Origin of the sequence: Nonomuraea sp. NPDC050153 (assembly GCF_044460125.1) — a bacterium.
Classification (GTDB): domain Bacteria; phylum Actinomycetota; class Actinomycetes; order Streptosporangiales; family Streptosporangiaceae; genus Nonomuraea.
In genome coordinates, this window is sequence record NZ_JBITJQ010000013.1 from 249,337 (window position 1) to 263,060 (window position 13,724).

Sequence of the window (13,724 nt, forward strand, 5' to 3'; positions counted from 1 at the left end):
CGAGCCCGACGTGCAGGAGCTCGGCGGCGCCGGACTTGGCGGGAGGGGTCAGGGGCGGGCCAGGCGGATCACGTTCCACGAGACCGGGGGCAGGAGCACGCGTGCCGGATCCTGCTCCACGTCCGCGTTGGCCCGGGGCGCGATCCGGTCCGGGTCGTCGGCCGTGTTGCGGGCGTAGACGTCCGGGTCCGTGAGGGTCGTGGCCTCGACGATGCGGGCGCCGCCGAGCGCCCGGGTGTCGATCTCCAGGGAGAGCGGCCCGTCGGTGGAGCGGTTGACGGCGAACAGCGTCGTGCCCTCCTCCGAGTGCGTGGCCACAGCGTGCAGCAGCGGCACCTCGCCGAACTGCGCCGTCTCGTACGTCGACGACACCGGCTCCACCCGCAGCACGTCACCGGCCGCGAGCCGGGACGCCTGCGCGAACGGGTGGAAGGTGGTCTGGCGCCACGCCCGCCCGCCGGGCTCGGTCACGATGGGCGCGATGACGTTCACGAGCTGGGCCAGCGACGCGGACGTGACGCGGTCGCTGTTGCGCAGCAGGGTGATCAGCAGGCCGCCGAAGGCGACGGCGTCGGCGAGGTGGTAGTGGTCCTCCAGCAGCCGCGGCGCGACCGGCCAGTCGGCGGGCGGTGCGGCGTTCTGGAAGCGCGACAGGTACCAGACGTTCCACTCGTCGAAGGAGATGTCGATCCGCTTGCGCGACTTCAGCCGGGCGCCGACGGAGTCGGCGGTGGCCACGACCGAGCGGATGAAGTACTCCATGTCGGTCGAGCAGGCCAGGAAGCTGCCCAGGTCGCCGTCCTTCTCCTCGTAGTACGCGTGGCAGGAGATGTAGTCCACCACGTCGTACGCCTCCTCCAGCACCGTGGACTCCCACGCGCCGAAGGTCGGCATGCTGGAGCTGGAGCTGCCGCAGGCGACCAGCTCCAGCTTCGGGTCCACCATGCGCATGGCGCGGGCGGTCTCGGCGGCGAGCCGGCCGTACTCGTGTGCGGTCTTGTGCCCGGTCTGCCAGGGGCCGTCCATCTCGTTGCCCAGGCACCACATCCTGATCCCGTGCGGCTCCTTGGAGCCGTTGGCGACGCGCTGGTCGGACAGCTCGGTGCCGGACGGGTGGTTGCAGTACTCCAGCAGGTCGAGGGCCGCCTCGATGCCGCGGGTGCCGAGGTTGAGCGCCATCATGGGTTCGACGCCGGCCTTGCGGCACCAGCGGACGAACTCGTCGACGCCGACCTCGTTCGTCTCGGTGCTGTGCCAGGCCAGGTCCAGGCGGCGGGGGCGCCGCTCGACGGGGCCGACGCCGTCCTCCCAGCGGTAGCCGGAGACGAAGTTGCCGCCCGGGTAGCGGACCGTGGACACCCCCAGCTCCCTGGTCAGGTCGAGCACGTCGCCGCGGAAGCCGTCCTCGTCGGCCGACGGGTGGCCCGGCTCGTAGATGCCGGTGTAGACGCAGCGCCCGAGGTGTTCGACGAACGTGCCGAAGGTGCGCCGCCGGACAGGGGCGACCTTGAACGCGGGATCGAGCGTGAGTTTTGCCTGGTGCACGGAGAGATCTCCTGGGTTTCGCGGGCGTTACGTGATCCAGATTGTTAGCGATAACAAGGAGGCCGGTCAAGAGGGCCGACGACCAGGTGAGGCTGGTCACAAGGGGGGCTTGACACGCCGGGTGTTACCGCTAACACTCGGGTAACCCCAACGAAACAAACGGCCCCCGACCTCAGCGGAAAGCGACAGCTCGCAGGAAGAGGCCACCGTGCAAGATCCCCCCGACATCTCCCGCCGACTGCTCCTCGGCGGAAGCCTCGCACTCGCCGGCGCCGCCGCCACCGGATGCGCCATCCCCGTCGGGTTAGGCTCGTCCCAGACCCGCGTCCAGTACTGGCACTTCCTCGGCGCGAGCGACGGGATCATCATGAACAAGATGGTCCAGGCGTTCGCCAAGGACAACCCGGACATCTTCGTCGAGGAGAACGTGCTCGCCTGGGGCGAGCCGTACTACACGAAGATCGCGATGGCCGGCTCCGGCGGCCGCTCCCCCGACCTGGCCACCTTCCACCTGGCCCGCCTGGCCGGGATCGGCGCGGGACAGATCCTCGACCCCATCAACGTGAAGCTGCTGGAGGAGAACGGCCTGCGGGCCGCCGACTTCAGCCCGCCCATCTGGGAGCGTGCCCACCTCGACGGCGTGCTGTACGCGATCCCGTTCGACGCCCACCCGATGGTGCAGTACTACAACACCGACATCTGCGGGAAGGCCGGGCTGCTCGGCCCCGACGGCAGGCTCAAGCCCACGACGGGCGTGGACGAGCTGGTGGCGGCGCTGAACAAGGCCAAGGAGGTGATGGGCGGCAAGCCCCCGCTGGCCTACGACGCGCTCGGCATCGGCACCGTGGGCCCGTGGCGCGTGTGGGACTCGCTCTACCCGCAGAGCGGCGGCACGCTGCTGTCGGACGACGGCACCAAGATCACGATCGACGACGCCAAGGCGCTGGAGGCGCTGCGGTTCATGCGCCGGCTCGGGCAGGAGGGGCTGTGCGACCGGCGCACCGACTACGGGGCGTCGGTGGCCAACTTCACCAACGGCCAGGCCGCGTTCCTCTGGAACGGCGACTGGGAGACCACCGGGCTCAAGGAGCGCAAGACGCCCTTCAGCATGACCCGCTTCCCCAACGTCTTCGGTTCGGGGGCGGCGCAGGCCGACTGCCACTCGTTCGTGCTGCCGCACCAGCGCAACCGCGACCCCGAGGTCGAGCGGGCCACGTACCGGTTCATCGCCTATCTCGTCAAGAACAGCGCGGACTGGGCGGTCGCCGGGCACGTGCCCGCGTACCTGCCGGCGCTGGAACGGCCCGAGTATCTGTCGCTGCAGCCGCAGTCGGAGTACCGCTCGGTCATCACCGACGTCGCGCTCGACCCGCAGGTGTGGTTCGCCGGGTCGGCGTCGCGGCTGTGGCTCGAGTTCGGGCAGGCGTTCTCCCCGGTCATCACCGGTGATCGCACGCCGGAGGAGGGCCTGGCCACGGCCAAGGCGGCGCTCGACCGGCTGCTGTCCGCCCCGAACCCCTTCCCCGCCGAGGAGCGCTCATGACCGAGCTTGCCGAGGTCATCTCATGACCGCCACCGTCGCGACCCCCGCGACCGCCGCTCCCGTCGCCGAGGCGAAGGTGCGGCGCGGCTGGACGCAGCACGGGCTGCTGTTCGTGGGGCCGTTCCTGCTGATCTACGTGGCCTTCCTGGTCTGGCCGACGGTGCTCGGCTTCCGGATGAGCCTGTCGAGCGTGAACATCGCGGGCGGCAACAACCATCTGGTCGGGTTCGCCAACTACGCCGAGGCGTTCGCCGACCCGCGCATGTGGCGCTCGCTGTGGAACACGCTGGTCTTCACGGTGCTGAGCACGGTCCCGCTGGTGCTGCTCGGCCTCGGGTTCGCGCTGCTGGTGCACCACCTGCGGTTCGTGCAGTGGCTGTGGCGGCTGTCGTTCTTCGGGCCGTTCCTGCTGCCGTCCGCCGTCGTGTCGCTGCTGTGGCTGCAGATGATCTACCCGCCCGACTACGGCCTGCTCAACGGCACGCTCGGCACCAAGACCCTGTGGCTGGGGGACCCGTCGGTCGCCATGTGGTCGATGGTGCTGACCACGGTCTGGTGGACGGTCGGCTTCAACTTCCTGCTCTACCTGGCCGCGCTGCAGTCGATCCCGCAGCACCTGTACGAGGCCGCCGCGATCGACGGCGCCTCGGCGTGGGACAGGCTGCGCTCGATCACCCTGCCGCTGCTCGGCCGCACGACCGCGCTCATCGTGGTGCTGCAGCTGCTGGCGTCGCTGAAGGTGTTCGACCAGATCTACCTGATGACCGCCGGCGGGCCGCAGGACTCCACCAGGCCGATCATCGAGTACGCCTACGACGTGGGCTTCACCGGCTACCGCACCGGCTACGCCTCGGCCGTCTCGTACATCCTCTTCGTCCTGATCGTCATCGTGTCCCTGGGTCAGCTGCGGCTGTTCCGCAAGCGGGCGGAGGTCTCGTCGTGACCAAGCGGTTCAGCTTCAGCCAGCTCGTCCTGCTGGTGGTCGCCCTGGCGCTGGCGGTCATCTGGCTCGCGCCCATCGCCTGGGCGATCGCCACCTCGCTCAAGCCGGAGACCGAGACCACGAAGGTCCCGCTGCAGTGGATCGGCAGCGAGATCACCCTGGACTCGTACCGGCTGGTGCTGGGGACCGGCGGCATCGTCAAGTGGGCGATCAACTCGACCGTCACCGCGGTGATCGTCACGTTCCTGACCGTGCTGTTCTCGGCGATGGCGGCGTACGGGTTCGCGCGCACGCAGTTCAGGGGGCAGCGGGCGCTGCTGGCGGTGGTCCTGGCCGGGATCATGGTGCCGCCGCACGTGCTGATCGCGCCGCTGTTCGCGGAGATGGTGGCGCTCGGACTGGTCGACACCTGGTGGGCGATCATCCTGCCGCAGGTGGCGGCGCCGCTGATCGTGTACGTGCTGTTCAAGTTCTTCCAGGACGTGCCGCCGGAGCTGGAACAGGCGGCCTTCGTGGACGGGGCCGGGCGCTGGCGGGTGTTCTTCACGATCGTGCTGCCGCTGTCGCGTCCCGTGCTGGCCGCCGTGTCGATCTTCACGTTCATCACGACCTGGAACAACTTCCTCTGGCCGTTCCTGGTCTCCACCGACCCGAACACGATGACGCTGCCGGTCGGCCTGGCCAACGTGGTGCAGGGGACCTTCGGGCTGCGGTACGCGCAGATCATGGCCTCGGTCGTGCTGGCCGGGCTGCCGCTGCTGGTGGTGTTCGTGCTCTTCCAGCGGCAGATCGTCCGCGGCGTGGCCCACACGGGCCTGGCCGGTCAGTGATCCCGCAGGTGCTCTCTCAGGGCGTCCCGGTCGTCCGGGACGCCGTGGGCCCGCAGGATCTCCTTGAGGTTGATCCAGCTCCACGCGTCGTCGCCCAGGTCGGCGATGGCCGTCAGGGCGGCGCGCCGTAGCTCCGGCGCGTCCTCGACGGTCTCCAGGAGGTCGCCCGCGATCGGGAAGGCGTCCCGGGGCTCGGCGGCGGCCAGGCGGGCGATGAGGGCCTCGGCCCTGGCGGGCGCCTCCCCCGGCAGGCGCCGCTTGGCGACGCGGGCGGCCAGCGTGGCCAGGTCGCCCTCGGCGTACGGGAACGAGGTGGTGCCGGTCGCGGTGAGGAGCCTGAGGACGCCGTCGCGGGCCGGCCGGGGCGCGTCCTCGCCGTGCAGGTTGACCAGCGCCAGCGCGGCGGCGTCGCGTACGAGGCCGTCGGCGTGGCCGAGACCGCGCTCGATCGCCCCTGCCGGCGCGCCCGCCGGCCAGGGCAGCAGCGAGAGCGCGAACATCGCCGTCGCGACCGGGACCGGGTCGGCGTCGGCCTCGACGAGGCCGACCAGCGCGGGCCCGGTGGTGCCCGCCTCCTCGGGGAACCAGCCCGCGAGGTACGCCGCGCACGTCCTGACGTGCGGATCCGGATCGGTCAGGAGGGAGATCGGCAGGTTCTGCCTGACGGCGTCGTAGGAGGCCAGCATGGCGGCGTCGAGCGAGCGCTCCAGCTTGTGGTCGTACGTCCGCCGGGCGTAGGCCCGGTCCCTGCGGACGGCCTCGTTCGGCGCCTCGTCGACCCACTGCTGGAGGTGGGCGTCGGCCTCCTCCTTGCTCCTGGACTGCACGGCCGCGCTCTCCTCGCGCCACCGGGCGATGCCGACCCCTTCCGGCAGGTGGCCCTCCTCGTAGCCGAGGGCCAGGGAGGCGAGCAGCACGAGGATCGGCTCTCGGTCGGGCGTGGCCGGGTCGGCGGCCAGGCGGGCCAGGAACGGCACCGCGTGCGGGGTGGCCGAGAAGCGGGTGCCCTGGTGGAAAATGTTGCCGTAGAGCGCCGACAAAGCTTTCTGGCGCTCGCCTTCGTCCGCGGACGCGAGCGCCCGAATCTGGCCGGGCACGTCCGTGGCCCGGCCATAGGCGTGCTTCAGCTTCGCCCAGGAAACGCGATCGAGATCGTCCACGGGCGCGAGCGTATCGGCAAATATGGGATTACGTCCGCCGTTTACCGTTGCCAGGGAATTACCAGGAACGGTGGGTAGTCTGCCTCGGCATGAACTGGCAGCGCAAAATGAACAAAGCGCTGGTCAGGTTCACCGGATTCCAGATCGAACGTGTAGGAAAAGCGGCTTCCCCCGAGCCCGTTCCCGAGATCAGACCGCCCGCGGATCCGGTGACCGACCGGCTGCTCGACGCCCCCGTGTTCCTCCTGTCCCCCGTGCGGTCCGGCTCGACGCTCCTGCGCGCGATCCTGAACGCCCACTCCGCCCTCCACGCCCCCCATGAGCTGCATGTACGCCGCCTCCGGGTGCAGTTCGACACGAACCTGGCGGCCAAGGCGATGTCGGCGCTCGGCCACAACCAGGCCGACCTGGAGCATCTGCTGTGGGACCGCGTCCTGCACCGGGAGCTGGTCCGCAGCGGCAAACGGTTCATCGTGGACAAGACACCCGCGAACGCCTTCGCCTACCAGCGCATCGCGGCCTGCTGGCCCGACGCGCGCTTCGTCTTCCTGCTCCGCCACCCCGCCTCGATCGCCACGTCCTGGCACGAGGCCAGCCCCGGCAGACGCACCCCCGAGGAGGCCGCGCTGGACGCGCTGCGGTACATGAAGGCCGTACAGCGGGCCAGGTCCGCCCTGCCCGGCCTGACCGTCAAGTACGAGGAGCTGAGCGCCGACCCGGAGCAGGTGACCCGCGCGATCTGCGAGTTCCTGGGCCTGGAGTGGGAGCCGCGGATGCTCGCGTACGGCGAGCAGTCCGTCCTGGAGAAGGGCCTCGGGGACTGGCGCGACAAGATCCGGACCGGCAGCGTGCAGCCCGCGCGCGAGCTGCCCGCCGAGGACCAGGTCCCGAACGTGCTCAAGCCCATGTGCCGGACGTGGGGGTACCTGACGTGAAGATCCGCTACTTCATGCTGCACGCGTACGGCATGGGCGGGACCATCCGCACCGTCGTCAACCAGGCCAACGCGATGGCCGCCGCCGGCCACGACGTCGAGCTGGTCAGCCTCGTGCGGCGGCGCGACACCCCGCAGTTCACGCTCGACCCGCGGGTCGGGATCACCACGCTGGCAGACCAGCGCGACGGCAGGCAGCCGGACACGATCGGGCGCAGGGCCTGGCGCAAGGTACGCGGCAAGATCGTGCCGCGGGGCGAGTTCGCCGCCGACTACTTCACCGAGCGGGTGGAGTGGGCGGCGATGGAGTACGTCTCCGGCCTGCGCGACGGCATCCTCGTGACCACCAGGCCCGCGCTGAACCTGATCGCCGCCCGCCGCGCCGCCAGGAGCGTCGTCAAGGTCGCCCAGGAGCACATGAACCTGTCGGCGTACCCCGACACCATCCGCAAGGAGATCGCCCGCTACTACGACCGGTTCGACGCGATCACCGTGCTGACGCGGACCAACCGGCTCGAGTACCAGCGCCTGCTGCCCTCGACCCCCATCGTGCAGATCCCGAACGCGGTCCATCAGGCCGACCAGGAACGTTCCCAGCAGGCCAATCCCGTCGTGATCGCGGCTGGGCGGCTGGTGCCGCAGAAGGGGTTCGACCTGCTCATCCCGGCCTTCGCGCAGGTGGTGCGGGAGCACCCCGAATGGCGGCTGCGCGTCTTCGGCACCGGTCCGCGCAGGGGCCAGCTGGAGGGGCTGGTCGATCAGTTCGGGCTGGGCGAGCACGTGTCGCTGCCCGGGCGTACCGAGCGGCTGGACAAGGAGCTGGCGGACGCCTCCGTGTACGCGCTGAGCTCGCGGTTCGAGGGCCTGCCGATGGTGATGATCGAGGCCATGACGCACGCGCTGCCCGTGGTGGCCTACGACTGCCCGACCGGGCCCCGGGACGTGCTGACGGACGGGGTGGACGGCGTGCTCGTACCGCCGCGGGACGTGGACGCGCTGGCCGCCGCGCTGATCCGGGTCATCGGGGACCGGGAGCTGCGGGTGCGGATGGGGAAGGCTGCGCACAAAGCGTCGCGTGCGTACGCGCCTGAATTGGTGATGCCATTGTGGGAGGATTTGTTCTCGGAGTTGCTGGCGGGTGAGCGCGTGTCCGACAACTTCTGGGTATCCGGGAAAAGATTTACCTGACGGATTCCTCCGGTGTAGCCGGGCTTTCCGCGCCCTTTGTCACGAAATGTCGGTCATTTCGGCAAAAGCAGCTCAAAGGGCGGGGCAAGCTGGACCGATGCGTATTCGGAAAGCTCACCTGACCGCTGCGGCAGGTGCCCTTGCCCTGGTCGCAGGGCTCACCGCACCCGCGCACGCCACCACTCCCACCGCTGGGCCCGTCCACGCCGTTCAGCAGGACACCCCCGCGGTGTACGGCAGCGCCGCCTACCTGATGGACGCCTCGTCCGGCAAGGCGCTGTTCAGCAAGAACGCCGACGACCGCCTCCCGATCGCCAGTGTCACCAAGATGATGACCGCGTACGTCGTCCTGAAGTCCGCCAAGCCCACGGACGTGGTGCGGATCCAGCGGGCGGACGTCCGGTACGCCGAGGACGGCGGCGGCACCACCGCCGACCTGCAGCCCGGCGACCGCCTCACCGTCGGCGAGCTTCTGTACGGCCTGATGCTCCCCTCCGGTGCGGACGCCGCCCACGCGCTCGCCCGCACCTACGGCCCCGGCGTCGGCGGCTTCGTCGCCAAGATGAACGCGACGGCGCTCGAGCTGGGCATGAAGGACACCCAGTACGTCAACGCCGACGGCCTGCCCACGCCGCAGGGGGACGGCTACTCCACCGCCCGCGACCAGAGCGTGCTGGCGGCCAAGGCGGTGCAGGTCCCGCTGATCAAGGAAGTGGCCGGGACCCGGTACCACACGCTGGACGCCACCTCCGAGCACGGCTCGTACAGCTGGCGCAACACCAACAAGCTGCTCGGGACGCCCGGCGCGATCGGGCTGAAGACCGGGTTCACGCGGGCGGCCGGGTTCACGCTGGCCTTCGCGGGCGAGAAGCGCGGCCACACGCTGGTGGGCGTGCTGCTCGGCGAGTCGGTCTCCAGCCGCCGCTTCGACACGGCCGAGGCCCTGCTGTCGTGGGGCGCGGCCCGCGACTCGGCCTGACCCGAAGCCAGGGCGAACACCATGGACGGTGTTGATCCTTTGGACTAGTTTGCCCGACATGAAGCTTCGAATCGCGTTGAGTGCGCTGTCAGCGGCCGCCGCCGTACTCGCCGCCCCGGTCCCCGCCCACGCCGGAACCCCCAAGCTCGGCTGGGAGCTCAAGGAGACCGGGGTGACCGCGCGCCTGCGCGGCCTGTCGCCCGTCAGCCGGGACGTGGTGTGGGCCTCCGGCACGGGCGGCACCGTGCTGAGGACCGTGGACGGCGGGCGGAGCTGGCAGAACGTCTCCCCGCCCGACACCGCCGCGCTCCAGTTCCGCGACATCGAGGCGTTCGACGAGCGCGGGGCCGTGGCGCTGTCGATCGGCGAGGGCACGGACTCGCGCGTCTACCGGACGGAGGACGGCGGGCGTACGTGGACGGAGACGTTCAGGAACGACGAGCCCCGGGCGTTCTACGACTGCCTGGCCTTCTTCGACCGGCGGCACGGGCTGGCCATGAGCGACCCGGTGGACGGCAGGTTCCGGATCCTGGCCACGGACGACGGCGGGCGGAGCTGGCGGGTCCTGCCGGCCGACGGGATGCCGGAGGCGCTGCCGGGCGAGGCCGGGTTCGCGGCGAGCGGGCAGTGCCTGGTCACCGCGGGCGGCCGGGACGCCTGGCTGGCCGGCGGCGGGGCGGAGCGGTCACGGGTGTTCCACTCGCGCGACCGCGGGCGTACCTGGACGGTTTCCGACACCCCGATCCCCGCGGGCGACCCGGCGCGCGGCGTCTTCGGCCTGGCCTTCCGCGACCGCCACCACGGCCTCGCGGTCGGCGGCGACTACCGCCCCGACCAGCCCTCCCCCGGCGCGGGCGCCCTCACCCGGGACGGCGCCACCACCTGGCGGCCCGCCACCACCCCGCCTCCCGCCTACCGTTCAGGGGTGACCTGGCTCCCCCACCTGCCGTCCGCGGCCATCGCCGTGGGCCCTTCCGGCAGCGACGTGACGTGGTCGGGCGGGCGCGCCTGGGAGACTTTCGACAACGGCTCGTTCGACACGGTGTCCTGCACCCGCGACCTCTCCTGCTGGGCCTCCGGCGAACAGGGCCGCCTCGCCCGCCTGACCCTGCGCTGACCCACCCACCGTCCGCATCGGCGGGACGGCGTACGGCGCAGGTGCCGGAGGTGTCAGCGGACGCCGTGGGGGCGGAATTGGATGCTGATGCGCGGCCCCGTGGGGCGCGACGTCTTCGGGATCGCGTGCTCCCACGTACGCTGGCAGCTCCCGCCCATCACGATCAGATCCCCATGCCCCAGGTCCCGCCGGACGGACGGCCCACCCCCACGCGGCCGGAGCAGGAGCGGGCGGGGGCTGCCGACCGAGACGATCGCCACCATGGTGTCCTCGGTGCTCCCGCGCCCGATCGTGTCGCCGTGCCAGGCCACGCTGTCGCGGCCGTCGCGGTAGAAGCAGAGCCCGGCCGTGCGGAACGGCTCCCCCAGCTCCTCCCCGTAATGATCGCTGAGGGCCCGCCGGCAGTCCTCCAGCACCGGGTCGGGCAGGGTCTCGTCCTCGTCGTAGAACTTCAGCAGCCGTGGCACGTCCACCACCCGGTCGTACATGCGCCGCCGCTCCGCCCGCCACGGCACCGTCTCCGCCAGCCGCTCGAACAGGGTGTCGGCGCCCGCGAGCCAGCCGGGCCGCAGGTCGATCCAGGCGCCGTGGTCGAGGCGCGTCCTGCGGACCGTGCCGCCGAGCGGCCCGACCCCGAGCTCCTCGCCGAGCCCGAGCAGAGATGCTTGGAACGAGGCTGTCATACGGTCGAGTGTATGCCTTTGTTCAAACATTCATTCGACTGGGGTGTCGGCTCGCCTTTGCCGGCGGGTCGTGCGAGGCTGGCAAGCGCCGGATACGAGTGGCATCGCCCTCAGCCCGCACCGCGAGGTGAAGAGGCCACCCATCGCTTCGTCACACGAAGGAGCAGGCCATGCTCACCACCGACTACCTACCGGGCGCCCCCTGCTGGATCGAGGTCCACACCCCCGACGCGGAGGCGGCGAACACCTTCTACACGGGGTTGTTCGGCTGGCAGTCCGTCACGCTGGGCCCCGAGTTCACGCATTACCGGTTCTGCCAGGTCGACGGCAAGACGGTCGCCGGGATCAGCCAGGTGACGGGGGACGAGTGGCGCCCGGCGTGGCTGACGTACTTCCAGGCGCCCGACGTCGACGTGATCGCCAAGACGATCGAGCAGGCGGGCGGCACGGTGCTCTTCCCGCCGAGCGACGTCGAGGGCCAGGGCCGTATGGCGATCTTCGCCGACCCCGCTGGGGCCGCGTTCGCGGCGTGGCAGCCGGGCCGGACCAAGGGTCTCGGCATGGTCACCGAGCCGGGTTCGCTCGGCTGGGTCGAGCTCTACACCCCCGACCCCGCCGCCATCCGGCCCTTCTACCAGTCGGTCTTCGGCTGGCGCATCGAGGACATGCCGATGGGCGACATGTCCTACCCCGTCATCTCGCCCGCCGAAAGCGGTGAGACGGCGGCGATGGCCGGGATCATCCAGCTCCAGCCCGGCGACACCCCGCACTGGCTGCCGTACTTCGAGGTGCCCGACTGCGACGCCACGGCGGCCATGGCGCAGCAGCTCGGCGGCACGCTGGAGGCCCCCGCGACGGACGTGGAGGGGGTCGGCCGCATGGCCTTCCTCATCGACCCGCACGGCGCCCGCTTCGCGGTCATCACCAGCTCGGACTGAGCCCGCCACAGGCCCGGGCCGCGCGGCCCGGGCCTTCTCATGCGCGCGGCTGCCGCTCCCATCTCATGCTGTAACGTCTTCACCATGTTAGCCCGTTACATGGCCGGTGCGGTGGCGGCGCGCACCGGAGACGAGATGTCCGGACCCGCGCTCCTGGTCACCGGGCTGGCCGTCACCGGGTCTCCCCTGACGGCGTCGTGGCTGCTGGCCGGGCTGACCGTCTCGGCCGCGGCCGGAGGACCGCTGCTCGGGGTGCTCCTCGACCGGGCACGGCGACCGGGGCGGCTGCTCGCGTGCTGCCTGCTCGGGTACACGGCCGGGCTCCTGGTGGTCCTGTACGGGCTGGGCCGGGTGCCGGACGCGGCCCTGGTCGGGGTGGCGGTCGTGGCCGGGCTCCTGGGACCCGCGCTCACCGGCGGCTGGACGGCGCAGCTGCCCCGGGTGGCCGGTCCCGAACTCCTGAGCAGGGCCAACGCGCTCGACTCCATGAGCTACAACGTGGCCGGGCTGGCCGGTCCCGCCGTGGTGGGCGTGGTGGCGACCGCGGGCGGAGGCACCGCGACGATCCTGGTGTGCGCCGGGCTCCTCGTCGCCGCGCTACCGGCCGCCTGGAGCCTGCCCGACGTACGCGCTCACCCCGCCGCCGAGCCCGGCTCACCAGCCACAGAGCGTGCTCACGCCACCGCCGGCGGGCGGATCGGCGGGAGCGACCATGGGGTCTGGGCGGAGTTGGTGGAGGGGTTCGCCGTCATCGGGCGGAACGTGCCGTTGCGTCGGGCGACGGCCGGGTCCGCGATCTCGTGCTCCGGCCTGGCCATGCTGGTCGTGTCCGCGCCCGTCCTCGGCGCCGAGCTCACCGGCGAGGGCGGCCACGGCGCGCTGCTGCTGGCCGTCCTCGCCGCCTCCGGGCTGGCTGCGAACGCGGTGATCGCCGCGTGGGGCCGGGTGCGGCGGTGGGACCGCGTCCTGATCTGGGGGACGGCGCTGCTCGGTGCGGGGATGGCGCTGGCGGCCGGGGCCGGGGCGCTCTGGGCGGCGGTGGTCGCCGCGGCGGTGGCGGGAGCGGGCGTAGGGCCGCAGCTCACCGCGTTGTTCTCGGTACGGCACCGCGAGGCGCCGGCCCGCCTGCGCAGCCAGGTGTTCACCACCGGGGCCAGCCTGAAGATCACCTCGTTCGCGATCGGATCGGCGCTGGCCGGCCCGCTGGCGGCGCACTCGGCGAGTTCGGCCCTGCTGGCGGGCGCGGCCCTCCAGGCCGCCGCCGTGGCCGTGCTCACAGCCGGACTCCGCGATACAACCCGGCCCGCAGGGCGCTCAGCCCGTGGCGGGTGATGAGGTGCGTGAGCGGTGGGCGGCGACGCGTTCGCGGGTGGCGCAGCGGGTACTGCAGTAGCGCCGCGGGCTGCCACCTCCGAAGTCCAGGTACGGCCGCCCGCAGCCCCGCGCGGCGCACAGCCCGCCGGGGATCCGCTGGTGGTCGGCGAGCAGCACCGCCAGCGCCATCGCCGACGACGCCAGGAACCACTCCCCCCACGGCGCGTCGTCCCCGCTGTCGACGTGCACGTGCCAGCTCGTCGTGCCCCCGTGGCTGGTGAGTCTGGGCGGCCCGGCCGATCCGGCGAGCACCCGGTTGAGGAGATCGGCCGCCTCGCCGGCGGTGGCCGCGCCCAGGACCTCGCGGAGCCGCTCCGCCGCCGCCCGCATCGCCGTCACGTCCGCCTCGCCGAGGTCGAGGTCGCCGGTCTCGCCGTGGTCGCGCAGGACCCGTGACACCGAGTCCGCGGACGGCCGTTCGTACAGCAGCGCCACGCACAGGTCGACGGCCCTGGCGGCCATCGCCTTGGTCGAGTGAACCTCCACCTCG

13 protein-coding genes are annotated in these 13,724 nt (G+C 71.7%); 9 read left to right on the forward strand and 4 right to left on the reverse strand.

The features are described 5' to 3' along the window. Positions 1–48 precede the first annotated feature (48 nt). Positions 49–1,545, reverse strand: a complete 1,497-nt coding sequence (locus ACIBQ1_RS30325) for an alpha-N-arabinofuranosidase (RefSeq protein WP_397282698.1) — start codon at positions 1,543–1,545, stop codon at positions 49–51. A 208-nt stretch (positions 1,546–1,753) separates the two neighbouring features. Between ACIBQ1_RS30325 and ACIBQ1_RS30330 the strand changes: the two genes are divergently transcribed. From ACIBQ1_RS30330 to ACIBQ1_RS30340, 3 genes are read left to right on the forward strand one after another with little or no spacing between them, the layout of a single operon-like run. Further along, positions 1,754–3,088: an extracellular solute-binding protein gene (locus ACIBQ1_RS30330; protein WP_397282699.1), complete on the forward strand. Its 1,335-nt coding sequence runs from the start codon at positions 1,754–1,756 to the stop codon at positions 3,086–3,088. Between the two features lie 22 nt (positions 3,089–3,110). Then, positions 3,111–4,031, forward strand: a complete 921-nt coding sequence (locus tag ACIBQ1_RS30335; protein WP_397282700.1) for a carbohydrate ABC transporter permease — start codon at positions 3,111–3,113, stop codon at positions 4,029–4,031. Then, complete coding sequence (locus ACIBQ1_RS30340; RefSeq protein WP_397282701.1) at positions 4,028–4,861, forward strand: carbohydrate ABC transporter permease; 834 nt, start codon at positions 4,028–4,030, stop codon at positions 4,859–4,861. The genes ACIBQ1_RS30335 and ACIBQ1_RS30340 overlap by 4 nt, the downstream gene beginning before the upstream one ends. Here the strand turns inward: ACIBQ1_RS30340 and ACIBQ1_RS30345 are convergent. Then, complete coding sequence (locus tag ACIBQ1_RS30345; RefSeq protein ID WP_397282702.1) at positions 4,855–6,021, reverse strand: hypothetical protein; 1,167 nt, start codon at positions 6,019–6,021, stop codon at positions 4,855–4,857. The two genes, ACIBQ1_RS30340 and ACIBQ1_RS30345, sit on opposite strands and share 7 nt — an antisense overlap. Positions 6,022–6,110: 89 nt before the next feature. Between ACIBQ1_RS30345 and ACIBQ1_RS30350 the strand changes: the two genes are divergently transcribed. The 4 genes from ACIBQ1_RS30350 (at position 6,111) to ACIBQ1_RS30365 (ending at position 10,239) form a co-directional block, all read left to right on the forward strand. Continuing rightward, a complete protein-coding gene (locus ACIBQ1_RS30350) occupies positions 6,111–6,956 on the forward strand; it encodes a sulfotransferase family protein (RefSeq protein ID WP_397282703.1) in 846 nt (281 codons plus the stop codon). Continuing rightward, on the forward strand, positions 6,938–8,143 hold the full coding sequence (locus ACIBQ1_RS30355) for a glycosyltransferase family 4 protein (RefSeq protein ID WP_397282704.1): 1,206 nt from the start codon (positions 6,938–6,940) through the stop codon (positions 8,141–8,143). The genes ACIBQ1_RS30350 and ACIBQ1_RS30355 overlap by 19 nt, the downstream gene beginning before the upstream one ends. Before the next feature lie 97 nt (positions 8,144–8,240). Then, positions 8,241–9,122, forward strand: coding sequence for a D-alanyl-D-alanine carboxypeptidase family protein (locus ACIBQ1_RS30360; protein WP_397282705.1), 882 nt, complete (start codon positions 8,241–8,243; stop codon positions 9,120–9,122). A gap of 58 nt (positions 9,123–9,180) precedes the next feature. Then, on the forward strand, positions 9,181–10,239 hold the full coding sequence (locus ACIBQ1_RS30365) for a WD40/YVTN/BNR-like repeat-containing protein (protein WP_397282706.1): 1,059 nt from the start codon (positions 9,181–9,183) through the stop codon (positions 10,237–10,239). A gap of 53 nt (positions 10,240–10,292) precedes the next feature. Here ACIBQ1_RS30365 and ACIBQ1_RS30370 read toward each other — a convergent pair whose 3' ends face one another. Beyond that, the gene (locus tag ACIBQ1_RS30370; protein ID WP_397282707.1) at positions 10,293–10,922 is read right to left on the reverse strand and encodes an alpha-ketoglutarate-dependent dioxygenase AlkB; all 630 of its coding nucleotides are present in this window, start codon (positions 10,920–10,922) and stop codon (positions 10,293–10,295) included. 170 nt (positions 10,923–11,092) lie between these two features. Between ACIBQ1_RS30370 and ACIBQ1_RS30375 the strand changes: the two genes are divergently transcribed. Both ACIBQ1_RS30375 and ACIBQ1_RS30380 read left to right on the forward strand, forming a co-directional pair. Beyond that, a complete protein-coding gene (locus ACIBQ1_RS30375) occupies positions 11,093–11,860 on the forward strand; it encodes a VOC family protein (protein ID WP_397282708.1) in 768 nt (255 codons plus the stop codon). An 84-nt stretch (positions 11,861–11,944) separates the two neighbouring features. Next, positions 11,945–13,192 (forward strand): MFS transporter, encoded by a 1,248-nt coding sequence (locus ACIBQ1_RS30380; RefSeq protein WP_397282709.1) that lies wholly within the window; start codon positions 11,945–11,947, stop codon positions 13,190–13,192. Here ACIBQ1_RS30380 and ACIBQ1_RS30385 read toward each other — a convergent pair. Then, positions 13,175–13,720: a CGNR zinc finger domain-containing protein gene (locus tag ACIBQ1_RS30385; RefSeq protein WP_397282710.1), complete on the reverse strand. Its 546-nt coding sequence runs from the start codon at positions 13,718–13,720 to the stop codon at positions 13,175–13,177. The two genes, ACIBQ1_RS30380 and ACIBQ1_RS30385, sit on opposite strands and share 18 nt — an antisense overlap. Between the last annotated feature and the right edge of the window lie 4 nt (positions 13,721–13,724).